The organism is Salinispira pacifica (assembly GCF_000507245.1).
In the GTDB taxonomy this organism is placed as follows: Bacteria; Spirochaetota; Spirochaetia; order DSM-27196; family Salinispiraceae; genus Salinispira; species Salinispira pacifica.
Window position 1 is genome coordinate 486322 of sequence record NC_023035.1, and the last position, 22179, is coordinate 508500.

21 protein-coding genes are annotated in these 22179 nt (G+C 53.4%); 16 read left to right on the forward strand and 5 right to left on the reverse strand.

All coding sequences use genetic code 11. From position 1 onward, the window contains the following. The first annotated feature begins 60 nt into the window (after positions 1 to 60). The 11 genes from L21SP2_RS02125 (at position 61) to rsxA (ending at position 10559) form a co-directional block, all read left to right on the forward strand. Positions 61 to 966, forward strand: coding sequence for an ABC transporter ATP-binding protein (locus tag L21SP2_RS02125; protein WP_024266806.1), 906 nt, complete (start codon positions 61 to 63; stop codon positions 964 to 966). After that, on the forward strand, positions 953 to 2188 hold the full coding sequence (locus L21SP2_RS02130; RefSeq protein WP_024266807.1) for an ABC transporter permease: 1236 nt from the start codon (positions 953 to 955) through the stop codon (positions 2186 to 2188). The genes L21SP2_RS02125 and L21SP2_RS02130 overlap by 14 nt, the downstream gene beginning before the upstream one ends. Positions 2189 to 2315: 127 nt before the next feature. Then, positions 2316 to 2660, forward strand: coding sequence for a hypothetical protein (locus tag L21SP2_RS02135; protein ID WP_024266808.1), 345 nt, complete (start codon positions 2316 to 2318; stop codon positions 2658 to 2660). A 3-nt stretch (positions 2661 to 2663) separates the two neighbouring features. Then, the gene (locus L21SP2_RS16730) at positions 2664 to 4736 is read left to right on the forward strand and encodes an alpha-amylase family glycosyl hydrolase (RefSeq protein WP_024266809.1); all 2073 of its coding nucleotides are present in this window, start codon (positions 2664 to 2666) and stop codon (positions 4734 to 4736) included. Positions 4737 to 4871: 135 nt separating this feature from the next. Then, a complete protein-coding gene (locus tag L21SP2_RS02145) occupies positions 4872 to 5354 on the forward strand; it encodes a SoxR reducing system RseC family protein (RefSeq protein ID WP_024266810.1) in 483 nt (160 codons plus the stop codon). A gap of 68 nt (positions 5355 to 5422) precedes the next feature. Continuing rightward, positions 5423 to 6286: an RnfABCDGE type electron transport complex subunit B gene (locus tag L21SP2_RS02150; protein WP_024266811.1), complete on the forward strand. Its 864-nt coding sequence runs from the start codon at positions 5423 to 5425 to the stop codon at positions 6284 to 6286. Further along, positions 6283 to 7620 carry an electron transport complex subunit RsxC gene (gene rsxC / locus L21SP2_RS02155; protein WP_024266812.1) on the forward strand — a complete coding sequence of 446 codons (1338 nt, stop codon included), beginning with the start codon at positions 6283 to 6285 and terminating at the stop codon, positions 7618 to 7620. Before L21SP2_RS02150 ends, rsxC begins: the two co-directional genes overlap by 4 nt. An 11-nt stretch (positions 7621 to 7631) precedes the next feature. After that, entirely contained in the window at positions 7632 to 8657 is a 1026-nt protein-coding gene (locus L21SP2_RS02160; RefSeq protein WP_244437943.1) for an RnfABCDGE type electron transport complex subunit D, read from the forward strand. After that, positions 8654 to 9271 (forward strand): RnfABCDGE type electron transport complex subunit G, encoded by a 618-nt coding sequence (locus tag L21SP2_RS02165; RefSeq protein ID WP_024266814.1) that lies wholly within the window; start codon positions 8654 to 8656, stop codon positions 9269 to 9271. Before L21SP2_RS02160 ends, L21SP2_RS02165 begins: the two co-directional genes overlap by 4 nt. After that, on the forward strand, positions 9268 to 9975 hold the full coding sequence (gene rsxE, locus L21SP2_RS02170) for an electron transport complex subunit RsxE (protein ID WP_024266815.1): 708 nt from the start codon (positions 9268 to 9270) through the stop codon (positions 9973 to 9975). Before L21SP2_RS02165 ends, rsxE begins: the two co-directional genes overlap by 4 nt. A gap of 11 nt (positions 9976 to 9986) precedes the next feature. Beyond that, the gene (rsxA, locus tag L21SP2_RS02175; protein WP_024266816.1) at positions 9987 to 10559 is read left to right on the forward strand and encodes an electron transport complex subunit RsxA; all 573 of its coding nucleotides are present in this window, start codon (positions 9987 to 9989) and stop codon (positions 10557 to 10559) included. A gap of 34 nt (positions 10560 to 10593) precedes the next feature. Here the strand turns inward: rsxA and L21SP2_RS02180 are convergent, their stop codons facing one another. Next, complete coding sequence (locus tag L21SP2_RS02180) at positions 10594 to 12282, reverse strand: hypothetical protein (RefSeq protein WP_024266817.1); 1689 nt, start codon at positions 12280 to 12282, stop codon at positions 10594 to 10596. A gap of 204 nt (positions 12283 to 12486) precedes the next feature. Here L21SP2_RS02180 and L21SP2_RS02185 point away from each other — a divergent pair, with 204 nt between their 5' ends. Then, positions 12487 to 13668, forward strand: a complete 1182-nt coding sequence (locus tag L21SP2_RS02185; RefSeq protein WP_041401037.1) for an iron-containing alcohol dehydrogenase — start codon at positions 12487 to 12489, stop codon at positions 13666 to 13668. Between the two features lie 85 nt (positions 13669 to 13753). On the opposite strand, the gene L21SP2_RS02190 is transcribed toward L21SP2_RS02185, so the two are convergent. Further along, positions 13754 to 14206: a universal stress protein gene (locus L21SP2_RS02190; RefSeq protein ID WP_169730408.1), complete on the reverse strand. Its 453-nt coding sequence runs from the start codon at positions 14204 to 14206 to the stop codon at positions 13754 to 13756. Between the two features lie 89 nt (positions 14207 to 14295). Between L21SP2_RS02190 and L21SP2_RS02195 the strand changes: the two genes are divergently transcribed. Continuing rightward, positions 14296 to 15165 (forward strand): inositol monophosphatase family protein, encoded by an 870-nt coding sequence (locus L21SP2_RS02195; protein WP_024266820.1) that lies wholly within the window; start codon positions 14296 to 14298, stop codon positions 15163 to 15165. A 61-nt stretch (positions 15166 to 15226) separates the two neighbouring features. Here L21SP2_RS02195 and proB read toward each other — a convergent pair whose 3' ends face one another. The 3 genes from proB to L21SP2_RS02210 are packed head-to-tail and all read right to left on the reverse strand — an operon-like array spanning position 15227 to position 18347. Then, positions 15227 to 16378, reverse strand: a complete 1152-nt coding sequence (gene proB / locus L21SP2_RS02200; RefSeq protein ID WP_024266821.1) for a glutamate 5-kinase — start codon at positions 16376 to 16378, stop codon at positions 15227 to 15229. Further along, on the reverse strand, positions 16368 to 17774 hold the full coding sequence (locus L21SP2_RS02205) for a glutamate-5-semialdehyde dehydrogenase (protein WP_024266822.1): 1407 nt from the start codon (positions 17772 to 17774) through the stop codon (positions 16368 to 16370). Before L21SP2_RS02205 ends, proB begins: the two co-directional genes overlap by 11 nt. A 30-nt stretch (positions 17775 to 17804) precedes the next feature. Then, positions 17805 to 18347, reverse strand: coding sequence for a hypothetical protein (locus L21SP2_RS02210; RefSeq protein WP_024266823.1), 543 nt, complete (start codon positions 18345 to 18347; stop codon positions 17805 to 17807). 103 nt (positions 18348 to 18450) lie between these two features. Between L21SP2_RS02210 and L21SP2_RS02215 the strand changes: the two genes are divergently transcribed. The 3 genes from L21SP2_RS02215 to L21SP2_RS02225 all read left to right on the forward strand — a co-directional run bounded on the left by L21SP2_RS02215 (position 18451) and on the right by L21SP2_RS02225 (position 22110). Further along, positions 18451 to 19269 (forward strand): hypothetical protein, encoded by an 819-nt coding sequence (locus L21SP2_RS02215; protein WP_024266825.1) that lies wholly within the window; start codon positions 18451 to 18453, stop codon positions 19267 to 19269. Positions 19270 to 19381: 112 nt separating this feature from the next. Next, the gene (locus L21SP2_RS02220; RefSeq protein WP_024266826.1) at positions 19382 to 20932 is read left to right on the forward strand and encodes a response regulator; all 1551 of its coding nucleotides are present in this window, start codon (positions 19382 to 19384) and stop codon (positions 20930 to 20932) included. Between the two features lie 149 nt (positions 20933 to 21081). After that, positions 21082 to 22110 (forward strand): phosphate ABC transporter substrate-binding protein PstS family protein, encoded by a 1029-nt coding sequence (locus L21SP2_RS02225; RefSeq protein WP_024266827.1) that lies wholly within the window; start codon positions 21082 to 21084, stop codon positions 22108 to 22110. Positions 22111 to 22179 lie beyond the last annotated feature (69 nt).

Genomic DNA, 22179 nt, shown 5'->3' on the forward strand with positions numbered 1-22179 from the left:
GCTAGAGTTTATAATAGATCACGATTCGGGTCATCACCGGATTATTGTGAGGAGTATCTAATGCTTGAACTTCAAGAGTTGAAAAAGGATTTTGAGGGTGTACGTGCGGTGGATTCACTGAGCCTGAGCCTGAAGCGGAGCGGTATTTTCGGCCTCCTGGGTCCCAACGGAGCGGGAAAATCCACAACCATCCGAATGATCCTCCAGATCATCATGGCAGACAGCGGAAAGATTTTATTTGACGGAAGACCCATCACCTCCGCAGACCGTGAACGGATCGGCTATCTGCCGGAGGAACGGGGGTTGTATCCTAAAATGAAATGCGGAGAAACCCTGGAGTACTTCGCCCGGCTGAAGTCCGTGGAGCCCGGGGAAAATTTGAACCGCCGAATAGATTACTGGCTGGATCGTTTCCAGCTCAGTGAGTATAAGAACCGCAAAGTGGACGATTTAAGCAAGGGAATGGGGCAGAAGCTCCAGTTTATTGTGACTTTGCTGCACGACCCGGATCTGCTGATCCTTGACGAACCCTTCAGCGGTCTGGATCCTCTGAGTCAGAATCTGATTCTTGAAATTCTCACCGAGCTGAAACGGGATGGAAAAACGATTCTCTTTTCCACGCACATAATGGATCATGCGGAAAAAATCTGTGACGAAATCTGCATCATCAACCGGGGGGCACAAATACTCAGCGGACGCCTGAGCGACATTAAAAGCAGCAGGGGGAATAACACCCTCTACCTTGAATCGGAGCAGGACTTTCCCCGATTGGAAGATATTCCCGGGGTTCAGTCGGTACTTTCCTTTCCCCGGGGGAGGGAGATTATGCTGGAGCAGGGGAACGACGGCCAGCAGCTTCTGAAAACCCTGCTTGAGCAGATATCAATTCAGAGATTTGAATTCAAAGCCCCCTCCCTGCACGCAATATATTCCGAACTCCTTGGAGCAGATCATGAAAAGCAATAAAACCTGGGTAATAGCCCTGCAGCATTTGCGCACCACGGCGCTGACCAAAGCCTTCGCCGTTACAACGATTCTGGGACCGTTTCTGATTCTGGCCATCTCAATTCTCCCCGGGCTTCTTGCCAACGATCCCTTCACCTATGACGACGATACCAGGGTGGCCTTGGTGCGGCCGGATGATGAGAGCCTCTTCCGCAACATCGAAAATGCACTGGAAGAGGGGGGCGGAAGAATTATTCTGGAGCCCGTGTCCGGGGAGGATGAAGGAAGGAAACTTCTGGACGAAGATGAGGTGACCGCCATGGTTGCCCTTTCCGAGGATCTGGAAACCATCCGCTACTTCAGCAAAACCGATACCGCATACCACATTCAGCAGGCTGTCCGGGGAGCAGTGAACTCCATTGCGTACCAGCGGAAGCTTGAAAAATACAATATTGAGCCCCGGGTCGCCGAAGACCTGAACAGTAATCCCCAATTCCGCTTCATTCGGGTGGGAGCTGCCGGAGATGACGATCAGGGGGATGATGGTTTTGAGAACACCATATTTGTGGTGGTCACCCTGACCATGCTTCTGTATATGACCATCCTCTTCTACGGTCAGGTGATAGCCCGCTCGGTGGTTCTGGAGAAAACCAGCAGGACCATAGACCTGATGATGAGCTCGGTGAGCAGCGGACAGCTGATGATGGGTAAGATCCTGGGCATCGGCACCGCAGGGGTGATCCAGTACGGCATTTGGATCGGCGCACTCCTGCTGTTCAGTTCGGTAAGCCGGGAACTGTGGGATATCGGTTTGCCTGCCAGCCTTCAGCCCGGAAATCTCCTGATACTCATGGTGTTTTTTGTGCTTGGATTTCTGCTGTATGCGGCCTTTTACTCAGCCATCGGGGCTGCGAGCAAGGATGAGCAGCAGGTGGGGCAGCTGGGTATGCCGCTGATCCTGTTTCTCATTGTGCCCATGATGATGATCGCTCCCATTACCATCAGTCCCGGCAGTTCCATGGCAGTTGGGTTGAGCCTTTTTCCCCTGACCAGTCCGCTGGTGATGGTGATGCGTTCGGTGGCGGCTGCAGTCCCCCCGTTCCAGGTGGTTCTTTCAGCGGGAATCCTCATCGCATCCATTTTTGCTGTGGGATACATTGCAGCCAGAATTTTCCGTACTGGAATTCTCATGACCGGGAAAAAGGTCCGGCTTTCCGAGGTGCTGCGCTGGATTCGGGAATGATTCCGGCTATAGTATTACATAGCCGTAGTAGCATTCAGCAGCTATGGTGTTACAGCCATGGCTTTACAGCGATGGAATTATAGTTATGGAATCATAATGACGGATACACAGACGGACGGCGGTATACGTGGCGGACAGAAATACAACGCTGCTGGATTGCATTAAAGGCAACCGGTATGTGACAGTACAGAATGCTCTCATGAGGGTCAGCGATCAGAATCTTGCGCTGGCCCTTTACTATCTCCACGAAGAGGATAGAAGATATGTTCTTTCCTTTATCGCACCCGCCAAGACCGAGCGTGTTGAAACTGCACTCAAGCGGCTTGAGCAGGTGAAGGTTCGGGATGAGTACTGCAGTCATGCAGTGGAACTGATTATCGGTCATATTCGGGGGATGCACGGGGACCGCAGCAGTCAGGCTATTACCGGCCCCGGAAACGGCCGTGAACTGTACAGAAGAGGAAGGAACTAACCAGTGAACCATCAAGATACAGATCAATATAAACCCCGATATACCGAGGCAGAATCCGATTCCCGGCTGGGTTCGGAGTTCAGGGACGGCAGGGCGTTTTTTTCCATATGGGCTCCGCAGGCTGATGCGGTTCATGTATACCGTGTTTCCCTCTCCTATTTAACGAACTGGTACTGGCCCGCAGGCGGTTCAGCGGCTTCCGAAGTACAGGCTGCACAGGATGACCTGCCCGGTGTTCATCTTCCACCGGAGGCGGGCAGGTTTCTTAGTCTGGAATACAGCGCAGAAGAGGGTGTCTGGCGGGGAGATGCAGAACTTGCAACCCCAGTGGATGAGTCGGCATTTCAATATATGATAATCCGCAACGGCGAAGCCCGCCCCCTCTGCCATCCCTACGCCCGGGCCCTGGCGCCCTTTCCCGGTCCCCGGGGGGGACAGCCCTGGGAGGTTCTTCTTCCGCCCCCGGGGCATCCGGATTCAGGAAGATTGGTTCCCCCAAACGGCTGGGAAGGTCTGGAGCTGCCTGTGGAAAGCCATCCCGGCCGTGAAAAGGATAACCGGGTAATATATGAGCTTCATGTCCGGGATATGACCATTCATCCCCACAGCAACGTTGCTCCGGAGAAGCGGGGCAGCTATGCCGGTCTGGTGGAGAAGCTGGATTATATTGCCGGGCTGGGGGTGAGTCACATTCAGCTTCTGCCGGTGATGAAATGCTACAGCATCGATGAAACCCTGCGGGAGTACAACGGTTCACCCCGTTCCGGGGAAAACAACTACAACTGGGGATACGATCCCCTCTCATATTTTACCCCGGAGGGCTGGTATTCCGTGGATCCGGAAGATCCGTATCTGCGGATATCCGAACTGAAAACCCTGATCAAGGAAGCACACCGCCGGGGATTACGGATTATTCTGGACGTGGTGTACAATCATATGGCCGACAGCAGCCTGCTTGAACCCTCTGCCCCGGGATACTGGTTCCGCAGGGATGAACACGGCGGGTTTACCTCCAACTCCGGCTGCGGAAACGATGTGGCCAGCGAACGGACAATGGTTCGCCGTCTGATTCACCACAGCCTGGAATATTTTGTGCGGGAATTCCATGTGGACGGGTTCCGCTTCGATCTGATGGGCCTTTTGGATTCCAGAACAGTCCTTGAAGCGGATGAGAAGCTGCGTGCTCTCAGGCCGGACATTATGCTGCTGGGCGAAGGCTGGCGGATGTATAACGGAGAAGAGGGTACCCGGGGCATGGACCAGGATCTTGCCGCCCAGCATTGTCATGTGGCCATGTTCAGCGATGAAATCCGGGATATGCTCAAGGGCGGGGGGCTGAATGAGGCCAGTCAGGGGTTCCTCAGCGGACTGGAGCGGGATAAGGAGCTGGTGCTCTCAAATCTTCTGGGGAATCCCCGGCAGTACTTTTCCTCCCACCGGCCGCTGCAGGTGGTGAATTATCTGGTCTGTCATGACGGTCTGACCCTGAGAGATTCCCTGTGCCATAACTACGGTATCGATACTTCCTCCGCCTCGGGCAGGTGGGAGCTGGCCCAGCGCATACGGGCGGCGAATCTTCTTTTAGCAAGCAGCCAGGGTATTATATTTCTTCATGCCGGCCAGGAGCGGGGCAGGAGCAAACCCAATCCTCCGGATTCTGATTACTCCGCAATAGGGCCCTATGTCCATAACTCATATCACAGCGATGACGGGGTGAACGCATTTCCCTGGACCATGGAGGCCGAATTCGCCGGGCTGCCCGATCATCTGAGAAAGATTCTGGAATTTCGCAGGAATGAGCCTCTTCTCCACCTGGATGATCATGAGGAGCTTCATGCGTCGGCAAGACTCATAGAAACACCCGGGGCGTTCAGTTTCGCTTATACCATCAGCGACGGATCCCGGGGAATAGTGATAGGGGTGAATCTGGAGAACCGGAGTTTCAGCTGCAGCTTGAAGGACTCCCTTCCCGGTGGGCATCATTTTACGGTGATTGCGGGGGACGCCAGGATGGAGGAAGACCTGTGCAGGATGGACCCCTTCGGTTCTCTTCTGATGACCTATGACATTTCTTAGCTTCCGGAATCGGATTCATATGAAATTGTGTTCAATATATTGACTTTTGAATGTTGTTGAGATGCCATCTCTAGTGTATAATAGGGCCGTACCAAAAAATTCCACGTACCGGGAATACGATTTATAGGGACTTATATGACAGATTCAACTCTGAGCGTTGAATCTCACTCTTCAATGGTGACACAGGAAGGCATTGTTGAGGAAATGAGAAACAACCACGCTCTTGTCAGAATATACCAGAACTCCAGTTGTGCAGGCTGTAAGGTCTCCGGATCATGCAGCAGCAAAACGCTGGGAGGGAATAACAGCCGGATTATCGAAGCCATGGCGGACGACGGTGTGGCCGTGGGCTCGAAGGTTATTCTCCGGATGCGTACACGTGACGGATTTCTCTCCGTGCTCCTGTCGTTTATTCTGCCGCTTATTCTACTATTCAGCTTTATTCTGTCTCTCCAGTCTCTTGATATCAGGGAAGAGATGCTGGCCCTCGGCGGGCTGGGAGTTCTTTCGGGATACTACCTGATTCTCAGTTTATTCCGTAATATTCTCAAACGGCATATCAGCTTCACCGCCGTTCCTGCATCCCAGGCCCACCCCGTGGTATGTGATAATCTTTGATAGGCAAGGCAGTTTCAACAGACAGTAAGTTGGAAACTGCCGGTTCGAATCCACGATAGGGGTTGAGTATGACAGTTGTTTACTCTCTGGTTAGTCTCGGCGGAATAGCTGCGCTGTTTGCTGTTCTGCTGTTTATAGTCGCCCGGCGATTCCATGTGAATGAAGATCCCCGGGTGAAGGAAGTGGAAGAGCTGCTGCCCGGAATCAACTGCGGAGCCTGCGGTTTTCCAGGATGCAGTGCCATGGCGGAAGCTCTGGTAAAGGGCGCGGAAGCGGGAGATATCTCCCATCTGAGCTGTCCTCCCGGCGGTCCCAGCACCATGGAAGAGATCGGTGAATATTTCGGTCTCAGCACAGGGGAATTCGCACAGAAAGTGGCTGTCCTTCGCTGCGGAGGAGACTGCGATGCGGCTCCCCGGAAAAGCAGTTATCAGGGTCCTTCAAGCTGCAGCATTGAACATATGCTTCACTCCGGTGAATCCGGATGCCCCTTCGGTTGTCTGGGACAGGGTGACTGTGAGGTGGTGTGCGAATTTGATGCTCTTCATATGAACCCGGAAACCGGTCTGCCCGAAGTGGATGCGGAAAAATGTACCGCCTGCAACGCCTGCGTTGAGGCCTGTCCCCGAAATCTCTTTGAACTCAGACCCGTGGGCCGCCGTGAACGCCGTGTATGGGTGAACTGTCAGAGTCAGGAAAAAGGTGCGCTTGCCAAAAAACACTGCAGCAATGCCTGTATCGGCTGCGGAATCTGCGTAAAAACCTGCCCGGAAAAAATCCAGGCCATCAGCATGGAAAACAACCTTGCATATATAGATCCCCAGAAATGCATCATGTGCGGAAAATGCATCCCCGTATGTCCCACAGGAGCCATTCAGGCCACCTTTGAGGTGAAGCAGAAAAAAGCTCCGGCACAGGAGGCGAAATCATGACACAGCTCAAGACCTTTCCCATGGGAGGAATTCATCCCCCGGAGGAAAAGCTTACCTCAGATATGCCGGTGCAGCCTCTTCCCCTGCCCAAAGAGGTCACAGTACTTCTGGGGCAGCATCTGGGTAAACCCGCGGCAGCCCTGGTCAAACCGGGAGATGAGGTGAAAGCAGGCACCCTCATCGCCAAAGCCGACGGATTTATTTCCGCCAACGTTCATTCCCCTGTTTCAGGTAAAGTGAAGCGGATCACCACCGCCTACGATGTCTCCGGCTTTCCCAGGGATGCGGTGATTATCGCTGTAAACGGAGACGAGTGGGAAGAAGAAATCCAGGTTGAGTCCGATCCTTTGTCCACGCTTCCCGATGATCTGGGAGATATTAACACCAAGCTTCTGGACCGGGGTGTGGTGGGTCTGGGGGGGGCAACCTTCCCCTCCAATGTGAAGTACAGCATTCCCCCGGGAAAACATGCTGACACCTTGATCATCAATGCCGTGGAGTGCGAGCCCTATCTCACCTCGGATCACCGCATTATGCTAGAATACGCCGATGAAATTCTTCTGGGGGTTGAAATTCTCCGGAGGAATCTTGGGGTGGACCGGGTGTTTATCGGAATTGAAAACAACAAACCCGATGCCGTGGAGCATATGGAAGAACGGCGCAGTGCGCTGGGCCTGAATTTCACCATCCAGCCGCTGAAGGTGAAGTATCCCCAGGGAGCTGAAAAACAGCTGATCAAGGCGGTGACCCGCCGTGAAGTTCCCTCGGGAACCCTGCCCATTGAGGTCGGCTGTGTGGTGAACAATGTTGCAACCGCCCGGGCGGCCTATGACGCGGTAATCCGGAATAAACCCCTGGTTGAACGGGTGGTGACGGTAACCGGACGGGGAGTGCGCAATCCCGGCAACTACCTGGTACGCATCGGCACCCCATTACGTGAACTCATTGAAGCCGCAGGAGGTTTCAGCGACGATGCAGCCAAGGTGATCCTGGGAGGACCCATGATGGGCAAGGCCGCCCAGCGCCTGGATATTCCCGTGGTGAAGGGTACCGGCGGGGTGCTTGTGCTCACCGGCCAGGAAGCCGCCAGGAAACCGGTGGAGACCTGTATCCGCTGCGGGCGCTGTGTGAAGGTATGCCCCATGGGACTTGAACCCTATCTGCTGCAGCAGCTTACCGAGCTGAAAAGATACGATGACGCTGACCGCAGACGTATTACCGATTGTGTGGAATGCGGAAGCTGCAGCTACACCTGTCCCTCAAACCGGCCCCTGCTGGATTACATCCGCCTGGGAAAAGCAACAGTGATCGCCGCAAAACGCAGGGCGAAATAAAGGTAGGATTCATGAGCAATATGCAGAATAATCTCACAGTTTCCCTCTCCCCCCACGTCCAGGACAGGGATTCGGTATCCAATGTAATGTGGACGGTGAATCTTGCGCTGCTGCCGGCTCTGCTGGTGAGCGTGCTGAACTTCGGCATCAGAGTGCTGGCTGTGAATGCCGCGGCGGTTCTGGCGGCGGTTCTTACCGAGTATCTGGTAAGCCGCTTCATGCTGAAACGGGAGCCCAGGATTTCCGACGGCTCGGCGGTTCTCACCGGCCTGCTCCTGGCGTTCAACGTACCTGCGGGAATTCCCTTCTGGCAGGTGATTACCGGGGCGGTATTTGCCATCGGCGTGGCCAAGATGGCCTTCGGCGGTCTGGGCCACAACCCCTTTAACCCGGCTCTGGCCGGACGGGCGTTTATGCTGGTTTCCTTTCCCGCCGACATGTCCAGGTGGCCGGCGGTGGCATCCGGAGTGTTATCCTGGAATGTGGATGCGGCGTCCAGTGCCACACCCCTTGCCCGTCTTGCAGAAAGCGGAACCGCCGACCTTCCCGGATATCTCGATCTGTTTCTGGGCCGGATGAGCGGCTCCATGGGTGAGATTTCCGCCCTGGCCATTCTTGTGGGGGGGATCTATCTCCTCTGGAAGAAGGTGATCAGTCCGGAAATCCCTCTCCTTTTTCTGGGGACACTGGCACTGTTCACCGGAATTTTCTGGCTGATTGATCCATCCATGTATGCGGATCCCCTCTTTCACCTGCTCAGCGGCGGAGCCATGCTCGGCGCCTGGTTTATGGCTACGGATATGGTGACCAGCCCCATGACTTTCAAGGGAAGGGCCGTGTATGCGGTGAGCATCGGACTTCTCACGGGAATTATCCGTCTTTTCGGATCCTATCCCGAGGGGGTGAGCTATGCGATTCTCATCATGAATGCTTTTACCCCCATCATCGATAAATACATCGTGCCCCGGCGGTTCGGCATCAATAAACCCGCCGTGCTTCCCCAGGCTCCCCGGGAGCCCGCAGGAGGTGAAAAATGAGCAGTGCAGCAAAGAAAGCAAAAAAGATTGAATCAAGCTTCGTGAATATGGTGGTCGTTCTTCTGCTTATTGCCCTGATTTCCGCAGGAATTCTGGCGGCCACATATGAATACACCAAGGAAGATATCGCCGGGCATCAGCTTGCCAAGCAGATCGCTGCCATCGATGCGGTGCTCCCGGAATACGACAACAATATTCTGGAAGATCAGCGGCAGATTGACGGCATGAGCGTGTTTCCCGCCTACAGCGGGGGCAGCCTGGTGGGGGTAGCGGTGCTGGGATTCAGCGACCGGGCGTTCAGCGGCGAGATGGAGGTGATGGCCGGCTTTTCTCCGGACGGTACCCTGCTGAATGCCACAGCGGTCCGTCATGCCGAGACCCCCGGTCTTGGGTCCAAGGTAAACGACGAGCGTTTTGCCTCCCAGTTCACATCCATCGATATGACCGCAGCTGATCTGTCCGGGGACGGCAATAATTCCGGAGGGCTGGCGGTCCGTAAAGACGGGGGTGAAATTGATTCCATCACCGCCGCCACCATCAGTTCCCGGGCGTACTGCCATGCGGTAAATACCGCCTGGAATTCTGCGCGGCAATTTTTCGGAGGCAGAGAATGAGCATAGCAAAGACATTTTCCAAAGGCTTTTTCCGGGAGAACCCGGTATTCGTACTGCTGTTGGGCATGTGTCCCACACTGGGGGTGACCAATTCGGCGGTTAACGGCCTGGCCATGGGCCTTGCCACCACCACCGTGCTGCTGGGCTCCAATATGGTGATCGCAGCGGTGAAAAACATGATACCCGAAAAGGTGCGGATACCCGCATACATCGTGGTGATCGCAAGCTTTGTAACAGTTATCGACCTGATGATGGCTGCCAAGCTTCCCTCACTGCACGAACAGCTGGGCCTCTTTATCCCCCTGATTGTTGTAAACTGCATCATCCTGGGCCGGGCGGAAAGCTTCGCATCCAAGAACAATGTGCTCTACTCCTTTGTAGACGGGTTGGGAATGGGGCTGGGTTTTGCCATGGCCCTCACCATGCTGGGTGCAGTGCGTGAAATTCTGGGAAGCGGTTCGCTTTTCGGCTTCAGCTTCGTGGCAGAAGAAGCCACCACCATGCTGCTGTTTATCATGCCTCCGGGGGCCTTTATTGCCCTGGGTTTTATTATCGCCGCAGTGAACGCTGTGAAAAATCTGCCCCGACGGGCAGGGTCCGGCAGCCCGAAGGCTGGCGAATCCAAACCGGCGGATGAAACCAAAGGCACAGCCGATCCTGCTTCTGCCGGCCAACCCGCCTCCGCCGGCGGGAATGCATCCTAAGGAGGGATAGTATGGAATTATTCAGTCTTTTTATCACCGCAGCGCTGGTGAACAATATTGTACTGGTTCAGTTTCTGGGAATCTGTCCCTTTCTGGGTGTGAGTTCCCGAATCTCCACCGCCCTGGGAATGGGGGCGGCGGTGATGTTCGTCATGACCCTGGCCAGCATCGTAACCTTTCTGATTCAGAACCTCATTCTCGTCCCCCTGGAGATCACCTTTCTTCAGACGGTGGCCTTCATTCTGGTAATTGCCGCTCTGGTGCAGATGGTTGAGCTGATCATCAAGAAGGTGAGTCCTGTGCTGTACCAGGCCCTGGGGGTGTTCCTTCCCCTGATTACCACCAACTGTGCGATCCTGGGGGTGGCTCTTCTGGTGGTGCGGAACAACTATAATCTGGGGGAGGGAATTGTATTTGCCGCCGCCAGCTCCATCGGCTTTACCCTGGCCCTCTTCATTTTTGCGGGGATCAGGGAGCGTCTGGAGTTTGCGGACCTGCCCAAGGCCATGAAGGGCGCACCGGTTTCCCTGGTGACTGCCGGACTTCTGGCTCTGGCCTTTATGGGGTTTGCGGGCATCGGCTGATACCCGCCCCCTCAGGCATTCTGAATGCGGTCCGCTATATGTGTGTCAGAATCATAGAACTGGCAACATACACGCCCATATGAAGAGTGTAAAACACATACTGATAGATAAAAAACCTGAGATACAGGCTCCCGGCGGTACACTCCCTGAACCGTGTTGCCCAATGGGGGCCAAAGCTCAGCCCTGCAGCTATGAGTGACAGGAGAAGTGAGACCAGGAAAAACGCCTGGGATCCACCTCCCACCGCAGGCCTGAATGACAGATGAGCTGTTTCATTCATCAAAAAGTTGAGAATTATCAGACTGATACTGATATGCAGTGCAACACCGGCGGCCGCCGGCAGAGCGGCTTTCAGCCGGGGGTTTTTAAAGCGGGTTGAGAGCAAAGACGTGAGAAACAGCGATGCCGCCACCATGATAGTGAATAGAAATATCAGTCCCAGACCGCCGGCACTGAGGGTCATGGCCAGGGTCATCCCCGCCACATACCCGATCAGCCCGCCGTCAACCCGGATGCTCTGTTCAATGAGCCCGGGATTCGAACTCGCAAGATAGAGCTGACGCTTCTCGTTCTCCACATCGTAAAAGATGATATGTTCGTCAGGACCCATATCCGCCAATCCGGCGAACTTGCTCATTGACCGGGTTTTGGTGAAAAGCCTGAATTCCGGAGGCTCATCGGGACTCATGGTAAACCCCGCGATATTCACGCCCTCAAGGGTTTCAATCTGGGCATTATACTCCATAAAATTCTCCCGGGCATTGAGGATCCGGTATTTGCTGCGGTACATGGGCATTTCCAGGGTTCCCAGATCTTTCCGCTCCGGCCGGGGAGCAAGCTTCCATTGCAGAGCGCTGATCCTGTTCACTCCGAAACGGATATCCCTGAAAAGAAACAGCATGCTCAGAGTATTATCAGTTACATGAATGTCCATGAGATCTTCAGGATTATCATTCCCGGCAGCGCCCAGGTTACGGACGCTGGGTCCATGCAGTGAATCAACGGGCAGGAAGCTGTGTACAATCTCCCTGATTCCCGGCGAGGTTTCAATGACGGCGGCGGCGTGAAGCCCCTCGTTCACGGAGGCTGCGGCATAACTCAGCACCCTGCCTTCAATCATAACCAGAGGATCCGACTCCCGCCGGTTCAGGTTCACCGCGTATAGGCCGCCGTCCTCCCGGAACAGGGCGTACTCTCCCTCCACCCGCAGAAGTTCGCCGTCAGCCGATATCTGCTCAACGGAGCCGGCGGGGGAAATGTACCGGATGCCCGGTTGACTGCCCCCTTCCACAACCAGCGCAAGGCTGGAAAGCTGTATTGCCCATTCCTGAGCTCCGCTTTCAGGCTGATGAAGATGGAAAACTCTGGATTGGGAAATATCCGCAGGAATATCCCGGTTCTGACTGATCTTTCCGTCGGGTCCCAAAAGCGCCACCCGTACCCGGGATCCGTCCACTGATGCCACAGCCGAATTTTCTCCGTCACTCAGAACATCAACATGTCCCGGGCTGATCCGGGAAAATCCGTACTCCGCAGAAAAGAGAGGAATGGCATTGCTCATACCCGGGGAGGGAGGGGCAATTTCCTTTTGTCCCAGGCTGTATGCATAGAGCAGCAGGAGCAGAACCGAGATAATCACCACAGCAATAACGGATATGCGGTTAAGTGTCCGTTCCCGTTGGATGTACGTGTTCTGGATTTTTTGGCTGTTTTCAGAAATCATGAAATGGAGTATACCCCGGCCCCCGGCAACTGTATATGCATGGCATTCAGATTGATTTTTGCTGCCCGGATGGATCAAACTACTAGACGGACTATGAGCATGATGTAAAAAAATACAGAAAAACGCCTGTTTTTCAAAATTTATAACCCATTTTTAATAATCCTGCGCTATAGTATTCATATGCGTGCTGGGATACTTCAAGATGTGTATGTGGGCAATCGGGGAACCGCGCATTTGGTTCAGGTTCTTGAGCAATGGCGAATCGGCAAACCGCTGATTCTATCGTCCCAGAAGGCCTGGGACATGATTCCGTTCAAACAGGTCCTTTCCAACAGTAAAATTCGAACGCAGAATTACCGTCTCTACTCTGGATTTACCTATCCGGTGACAAATGTGGAAATTGAAGCCGCCATGAAATACTACATGGAGAGGGATTTCGATTCCATTATCTGTCTGGGGAGGGAAGGGGCCATAGATCTGGGGAAGATGCTCAGGCATTATCTATTTGATGCCGACGACGACGAAATATATCTTTTTGAATCCTTCCTTCATCCTGATGCGGAGGATGATATTATCACATCCCAAATCAAAGCCTTCCGGAACAGAGTTTCACGGCGGCCGAAAATTATCGCGGTTTCCAGCGGATTCGGCAGCGGTGCGGCGGTGAGCAGCCGGTCGTACTATCTGCGGGGAAGGAAGATGTGCGAATTGGTGGATGAGCAGATGGTTCCCGAACTGGCCTGCTTCGATCCATTCTTCAGCAGCCTCCAAAGCCCGTCTCAAATAGCCGGTGAAGGATTTGACAGCATTTCCCACGCCGTGGAAGGGATGTGGAGCGCCAAAGCCGATGACCAAAGCATCGCCCTGAGCAGAAAATCTCTGGGGCGGCTTATTAATGCTCTGCCGGAAGCCGTTGAGGGAAGCAATGATGCATTGCTGGAAATTGCAGACAGCTCAATCCAGGCTGCAAAAAGTCTGGACGGTTCGGGACTTACCGGGCCCCATGCGCTGACCTTTTACCTTACCAGTTTATTCCGGGTTCCCCATGGAATGGGGCTGGCAGTGCTTCTGCCGGCGTTTATTGAGTACAACTATTCCCTGGATGACGATGACTGTCAGCATCCCCGGGGAGCCGCCTGGGTGAGAAAGAATATTCTGGATATCAGTCACGTTATCGGGGAAGATACCCCCAGGGAAGCAGGCGCCCGGCTTATGTCTTTGCGAAAACGCTTCGGGTTGCCCGGAACTCTTCACGACCTGGGAATAAGCACCAGGGACGATATTCACCGGCTCATCGATGTCGGGTTCAATCCCCGCCAGGCCCGGAACAACCCCAGAAGGCTGCAGAGCGAATCTCTGAAACGGATGCTTTACGGTCTGCGATAAAAACGGACTGCAATATTAACGGACTGCATTAATATCCGGGGCGTTCAGCCGCCCCGGCCTTCTGCTGTGAACTGAAACGGCGCTGTTATTGTTCATCCCCGTGTTCCGGATCTGAGGGGACAAGAATTACCGGTTTGCCGGTTGCCTTCAGTACCCCTTCGGCCACCGAACCCACAACCAGATGGTACATGGCGCCGTTTCCGTGGCTTCCCATAAGAATATAATCAGCTCCGAATTCCGAAGCCTCCCTGGCGATGGCCTGGGAAACGGGACCGCTGGGAGTGGAAATCTCACAGGGAATATCATCAGCTTCCAGATCCTCTTTCAGATTCATCAGCTTCCGGATATCCTTCCGGCGCTGAATACCTTCCTCTTCGTTGCCCTTGTTGTGAACCACAGAACTTGGCTGGCTGGGTCTGTCTCCGGTAACGTATATCAGCATGACCTGAACCGGACAGGTTTTAGCCAGTTTCCGGGTTTCGGCCATTACCTTCTCCGTTAAAGGTGAGAAATCAATACAGCTTACGATCTTTCTCATGTAATACTCCTGGTAGTGGTAAGTTTCAGCCGGGCTGATTGCCAGCATCACCGGCTTCTGGTACCCTAGCAGTATACACGGGAGGTACCATGGCGTGGAAGCCTGAAATGATCGCGGAAGTTCTCCATGAGTGCGGCCGGCTTGCCCTGGATATCCAGCAGTCCGCCAAGCGGAGAATCAAAGCGGATAATACCATCGTTACAGAAGCGGATACCCGCATTGAGGCCTTGATCCGACAGCGCCTGGAGGAGAAGGATGCGAACAATTCCCCGGATTCTCAGGGTGAGTTATTTTTTATCGGTGAAGAAACTTCTTCCGAACACGGCGAAACCTACCACCGCCAGGCTCTGCAGGGCCGCTGCTATGTTACCGATCCCGTGGACGGAACAGTCCTGTATTCCAACGGTCTGCCCGGCTGGGGAATTTCCCTGGGCTATATGGAGAAGGGGAGGCTGGCTGAGGGAGCAATTCTCTATCCGTTCTCCGGAGAACTGCTGTTAAGCAGCGGGGATACCGTGCTGTACGGCAGAAGCGGGAAAAACCGTTTCCCGGAGTTTCATCAGCTCCGGGAATTGAAGGCCCCGGACCCCAGGGCATCCAGCCCGGTATTGACGGTGAGCCAGACCATCGTGAAACACGGACGCTATGACGGGCCTCTTTCGGTTCTCTCCACAGGATCCTGCGTTTCCAGTATGCGCAATCTGGCTTTGGGTGGAAGCGTGGGATACCTGACCCGGACCCGTTTATGGGATCTGGCGGCGGGGTTTCCCATTCTGCATAAGCTGGGGCTGAAGGCGTTCACCCAGGACGGTCATGAATTTCCCCTGGAAATCAGCGATGAATTCTGGAACATTCCCCCGGTTGAGCGGAGGCATCATTGGAGAATGAAGCAACATGTGCTGTTTTGTTCCCATGAGCAGGTGTTCCGGGACGTGATGGCCCACAGCAGGATTCCGTGAACCGGGTATTCAGAAAAGAAGCGTTACTCAAGCAACACGCGCTATTCAATGCACGCGTTATTCAGGGAAGGAGCCGTTCCTCAAGAATAACCATGTCCTCAGGCCGGGCGATCACATCCGGATGACCCTGGCCGAGAATTCCCGGGATCTCTGCACTGTGTCTTCCGATAATTTTCTCCAGTTCCCCGCTGTCGAATGCGGTTACAAGTTTTATCCGGTCGTTCACCAGCACCACATCGCCCCGCTGAAACACCCCTTCCACGGAGATGATGCCCCGGGGAAGCAGGCTGCGGTGTTCCCGCATGGCTTCCAGAGCTCCATTGTCCACCACTATGCGGCCTGAGGCCTCAGCATGTTTAATCCAGCGCCTGCGCTGTTTCATGGGAACTGCGGATTCAAACAGGCTTCCCAGATTTTCACCGGCACAGATCCGGGTAACCGCATCTTCTTCCCTGCCCTGGGCGAGTACTACCCGGCAGCCGGCGTCCCTGGCAATATCCACAGCCTTCAGCTTGGTGCGCATTCCCCCGGTGGAAAATCCGCTTCCTCTGCCGCCTGCTGCTTCACGGTGATGATTCTCCAGCCGGGGAATATAGCTGAGTTTCCGGGCGTCGGGATTTTCTCTGGGATTGGCGTCGTAGAGACCGTCAATATCACTGAGAATAATCAGCAGCTCGGCATCGATCTTGCTCGCAACATAGGCCGAGAGCTGGTCGTTGTCACCGAATGCCCGGCCGATCTCCTCAGTGCTGATGCTGTCATTCTCGTTGATCACGGGGATTACCCCCAGCTGCAGAAGTTTTTCCACCGAGCGTTTGAGATTATTGAAACTGTCCCTGCGGTTGAACTGATCTCTGGTTACCAGTATCTGGGCGACGGCCATTCCCCGCTGTGAAAATGCATCCCGATAGGTCTGCATGAGCAGGGGCTGGCCGATGGAGGCGCAGGCCTGTTTCATGGCCATATCCTGACTTCGCTGCTGCAAGCCGAGACTGTGGGCGCCCATTCCGATTGCGCCGGAGCTTACGATCAGAATTTGCCGCCCCTGTGAATGGAGCGCTTCGCACTGGCGGCTCAGTTCATGGATGTAATCCTTGTCTATGCCGCTGCCCCGGGGATCACTGATGGTCTGGGTACCGATCTTGATGACTATGCGTCGTGCTTTCCCGAGCTGCTCTCTGCTTATTGTGTGCTGATACTGATCATCGCTCATTTTGAGAGAATCCGTAGCGTTCCGTGCTCAGAGGTTTGTGGGTGAATGAGGATTTTCCGGAGGCGAAATCCTCCACAATTTGTCCCTGGCCGAACAGCCGCCACTGATAGATGGTCAGCCCTTCCATGCCCACCGGTCCTCTGGCGTGAATTTTATTGGTGCTGATACCCACCTCAGCCCCCAGACCGTAGCGGAAGCCGTCGGCGAATCGGGTGGAACAGTTCCAGAGGGCGCTGGCAGTATCAACGGAATTCATAAACTGAAGCGCAGCTGCGGAGTCGCCGGTGATGATGCTGTCGGTGTGACCCGAACCGTATGCGTTGATGTGTTCAACCGCCTGTTCCAGGGAATCAACAATTTTGATCGATAGGATGTAGTCAAGGTATTCGCTGCTCCAGTCCTCTTCCACGGCTTCCTTCATTTCCGGAACCAGTTCCCGGGCAGCGCTGCAGCCCCGCAGTTCAACGTTTTTTTCCTGCAATGCCCGGCAGATATCCGGCAGCATTCGCCGGGCTGCATCCTTGTGGATCAGCAGCGTTTCCATGGCATTGCACACAGCCACGTACTGTGTCTTGGAGTCAACGCACACCGACTCGGCCATCCGGGGATCCGCCTGAGCGTCCACGTACACATGACAGATTCCGTCCGCATGTCCCATCACCGGAATTGAGCTGTTATCCATAATGTGGCGCACAAACTCATTGGATCCTCTGGGAATTATCAAGTCCACCAGCTCATCCATATCCAGCAGTTGAGTCACATCTTCCCGGCTTGTCAGCTGGCCCAGCCAGCCCCTGGGCAGACCTGCAGAAACCGCCGCATCGTGCATCACTCTGTTGAGAACCTCCAGGGTCTCCCGGGCCTCGGAACCGCCTTTCAGCAGAACTGCATTTCCGCTTTTCAGTCCCAGAGATGCAATCTGCACGGCGGCATCGGGTCGGGATTCGAAAATCATGGCTATGACGCCGATGGGACAGCGCAGTTTATGAAGTTCCAGTCCGGGAGCAAGCTCCCTGCTGGCCAGCACTTCCCCCACCGGGTCTGGAATATCCACAAGTGCGTCCAGCCCCTTGAGGGTCTCATCCAGTTTTTCCTCCTGGAACTTCAGCCGTTTCAGAAGGGGCGGCGCCAATCCTTCAGCCTCGCTTCGTTCCAGATCCCTGCGGTTGGCCCGGAATATCTCTTCACGGGCGGCTTTCAATGCAGCTGATATTTCTCTCAGGGCGCGGTTTTTGGTCTCTGAAGGGAGGGCTGCACTGAGTTTTGAAGCCTGTTCAGCCTGTTCGGCAATCTGTCTGGTGTTCATCGGTTCTGTCCTGGGGCAGCCTGGGAAAATCCGGTATTCCCGGGCTGCGGCGGCGAATATATTTATGGTTTGGTTCCGGGGAAATATCACTCTGTCGGCAAATCCGTCTGCTATACAGATTTAGAACAGCAGGTCATCCTCCGGATCCTGGGTTGTTTGTGATTTACTATTGTATTTCAGATCCTGCAGGGTTTCAATGAACTGCTGTTCCTTCTGATTAAACAGCTCAGGAACGGTAAACGAAAAACATCTTCCTTTCATGGGGGATTTTTCGATTTCTTCTACCAGATGTTTGCTCAGCCCCTTGGAAACGGTTTTTTCACCTTGAAGTATCCCGTTTTCATGGGCGAGAAAGTTCACCACATCCTTCCCTGAGTCAATTTCTACGCATTTCACATAAAAACTGCCATAGCGCTGGGAAATGAATGAAGATATGCCTTCCATGACCCCCACGGAAGAGAGAAAGTGGAGAATGATCTGAAACTCTCCTCCGGAATAACATATGGTGCTGTGAAGAAACTCAAGGTCGATGCTTTGCCGGAAGTGGTAGCTGTCGTCCTGATTACGGATTGTTTCAATGAGTTCATGAAGCATTCGCCAGATCGGTCCGGCGTCCTTGACCTGGGAAACATATATGGTGTTGCTGATCCAGCGTGGTATCATTCGAAGCATGCTCCATGTGGGGAATATTGGGAAATCATATCCTGTTCCCAAAGGATTGTCAAAAACCGGGAAAATTTTCCCGGGATATTTTATTATTTAATATATGAAGGATGATTCAGTTCACAGGCTGGAATGCAATGCCGAGATTTGGCTGGAGCAGATGCTTTCCCGTCACCGGGAAAGCAGCGACGGCGTGCTGAATATGCACGCCTCCCTGGTGCTTCTGAATCTTCAGGGGTTCAGCCGGTTTTTGGATCAGATTCCCCGGCGGACTGATCAGGTCGGTCTTATTACCCAGTTGTACCGGGCGTTCCAGAGTGCGTTCGGGAGTTTTGACGCGTGCCTCTTTTCCCAGCTGGGAGATGAATACCTGTTTGTTGTGGATGAAACGGAGGAGCAGGTAATTTCAGGGGTACGCAGTCTCCACAATACCCTTATATCCCTGAATTTTGAAGTGAATGGTCACAATTCTCTCCACCTGAATTCCCGCATGGTGTGCTCCAGTCAGGATCTTAACGTGTATGCCATCCCGGGGATTCATCGGCCGGTAATCATGCCTTCTGCGGTGGAATTTCTCAAGGATCTTCAGCATGAAGCACAGGTGTGCCGGGCCAGGATTGTGGTGGGAGAGGTTTTTAAGAACAGTATTTCATGCAAGGATCAGTTTCGCCTCATTGCTCTGAGTGCCCGAACCCAGGATGACGATCCTCTGGGGGTGTTTGAATGGCTGGAGCCCTATTCCGAAGGTGAGGGGCGGCAGCTCAGGGAGAACAGGCGTTATACAGACCGGGGCATCAGCTGTTTTCATGCCGGTCTGATAAATGAATCACGGGGGCTTTTTTTCAGTGCTCTCCAGAAGGCACCCTTTGACAGCCTGCCCGGACGGTATCTCAACCGTATTCAACGGAGCAGAAACCCATGATCCTAAATCCTCGAAATTTTATCAGTGAAACATTATCTTTAAAAAGGGATGTGGGAATTGCAATAATTGGTGGCAGGGCACATCCTGTGGGATACGGCAGAGCGAGGATGTTGTGACAGACCGGGAAAATGATGATCTTTTGATATTTGCCGATGAGCAGAATGAAGGTCAGGCTGAAGCTGGAATACAGCCCTGGAAGCTTCTGGTGGTTGATGATGATGAAGAGGTTCATGTGATCACCAGGCTGGTACTTCGGGACTATCAATTTGAAAACCGGGGGGTGGAGCTCATTTCCGCATACTCCGCCGGGAGCGCAAAGGATATTCTGAGGGAAGAGCATGACATTGCCGTAATTCTTCTGGATGTGGTAATGGAAACAGATGATGCAGGACTTCAGCTGGCCAAATGGATTCGTGAAGATCTGAAGAATGATTTGGTTCGGATTATCCTCCGCACCGGCCAGCCCGGAGCGGCACCGGAAAAACGGGTGATCACCGAATACGAAATCAATGACTATAAGTCCAAGACGGAAATAACCGATATCAAGCTTTACACCGCTATAACCGTGGCCATCCGGGGTTACAGGGACCTGAAAATTATCAGGAGAAGCAAGGAGGGTTTCGAAAAAATTGTTGATGCCAGCGCAGCCTTGTTCAGCAACCGTTCCTTTCGGGATTTTTACAGCGGTGTGCTCATGCAGCTCACGTCTCTGCTGAAGATGGATGATGACAGCCTCTATTTGAGAACTCACGGAATTGCTCTGAGGCGCAGCAGCGATGAGTATCGGGTTCTGGCGGGAACCGGAAAATATGCCGATGCGGCGGGAACACTTCTGGAGGATCTTGAGGGTGATGAGATTCATCCCCTGCTGGAAGAGGCCATTCAGCGCAGGGAATCCTTCTTTGCAGATGACAGCTATGTGGGCTTCTTTCAGGTGGATGAAGGAGTGGAGAATATTATTGTGCTCAAGGCTCACGAAGCCATTACCAGTGTTGATCAGGAGTTGATACAGGTTTTCTCGTCCAATGTGGCCATCGCCTTCTCCAATCTCTATCTGAACAATCAGATTGAGAAAACCCAGAAGGAGATTATCTTCACTCTGGGAGAGGTGGTTGAATCCCGTTCCAAGGAAACCGGAAATCATGTCCGCAGGGTGGGGGAGATTGCAGCCCTTCTGGGCAGGGAACTGGGGATGAAAGAGATGGATGCGGAGCTGCTACGCCTGGCCGCACCCATGCACGACATCGGTAAGATCGGCATACCCGATTCAATACTGAACAAACCTGCCAGGCTGGATGAGAAAGAACTTCTTGAGATGCGCAAGCATACCACCATCGGCAATGAGATTCTGAAAACCGGAAAGAAAGGTCTGCTCAAGCTGGCGGCAGTCATCGCCATGAGTCACCATGAACGCTGGGACGGGAAAGGCTATCCGGAAAATCTTCATGGCGAGGAAATCCCTCTTGCGGGCCGGATTGTGGCGGTTGCCGATGTGTTTGATGCTCTGGTTCATGACAGGGTATACAAACCCGCCTGGAGTATACAAGAAGCCCTGGAATACATAGAGAGCCACAGCGGTACCCAGTTTGATCCTCGGATCGTTGAGGCATTCATCAAGCAGAAGAGTCGGCTGCTGGAAATCATGGAAAAATACCGGGAATAGCATTTCAAGTGGCTTGGCGGAGGCAAATCCTGCCGATGTTCCCGGTAAAACCTTACTATTAACCGAATCTTTAAACTTTTCTAACATAAATCTAACAAAGCACTGGTACACCTCTTACTGTCATTTGATTCCAAATAGGAGGAAGAAACATGAAAAAGATTATTGCAGCACTGCTGGTGCTGGTGCTTGTAGGCGCATCTGTTTTCGCTGAAGGTCAGGGAGAAACTGAGAGCGCAGAAGAAAGCAACCCCTTTGCGTGGGTTGAAGAAATGGGCGAGGGAGAACTTCCCGCAGTGAATCCCCTTCTTGTACAGGGTGATGTGGCAACAGCTGGTTCATCCACTGTAGCTCCCCTTGCAGCTGTTATTATTGAGCGCTACAAGGAAGACGGACTGACAAGTCAGGTTACCCTGGATGTAATCGGTTCCGGTGCAGGGTTCGAGCGCTTCACCGTTGCCGGTGAAACTGATGTTTCCAATGCTTCACGTGCAATCAAGGACAGTGAAGTTGAAAACGCCGCAGAAATCGGCCGAACTCCCATCCCCTTCCGTGTTGGTACCGATGCCCTTTCTGTAGTGGTATCCCAGGAAAATGATTTCGTTGAAGATGTAACTGCAGAAGAACTCGCTCTGATTTTCGGCGGTGCAGAAACCTGGAATGAAGTGCGGTCAGACTGGCCCAATGAGCCCATTCTCCGCTATGTTCCCGGAACCGACTCCGGAACTTTCGATTTCTTTGTGGAAATGGTTTACGATGAAGATCCTGATACTATTCTCAGTGCTGAAAACACCCAGTTCTCTGAAGATGACAACATTCTGGTACAGGGCGTTTCCGAGAGCCCCTATGCGGTTGCATTCTTCGGATATGCCTACTTTGTAGAAAACCAGGACATCCTGAAGATTCTCTCAGTTGAAGGAATCGAGCCTTCTCAGGAAGCGGTTGAAAACGCAAATTACGACAGCATCGAAAAAAATGTTGAAGCTGGAGGATACCCCATTGCACGTCCCCTGTTTATCTACTCCGATGCTGAGATCATGCGTTCAAAGCCCCAGGTTGCAGCGTACATCGCATACTTCCTGAACAACGTGAACGATGTAATTGATCAGGTGGGGTATTTCCCCGCAGACCTGAGCGTTGCCGAAGCCAACTGGCTGGAAGCAATGGAAGGTGCATACTAAACTGCGTTCGGAAATCATCGAACAATCAATGGGTATTTTTACCTGGCTGCGCTTCCCGACGGAGGCGCA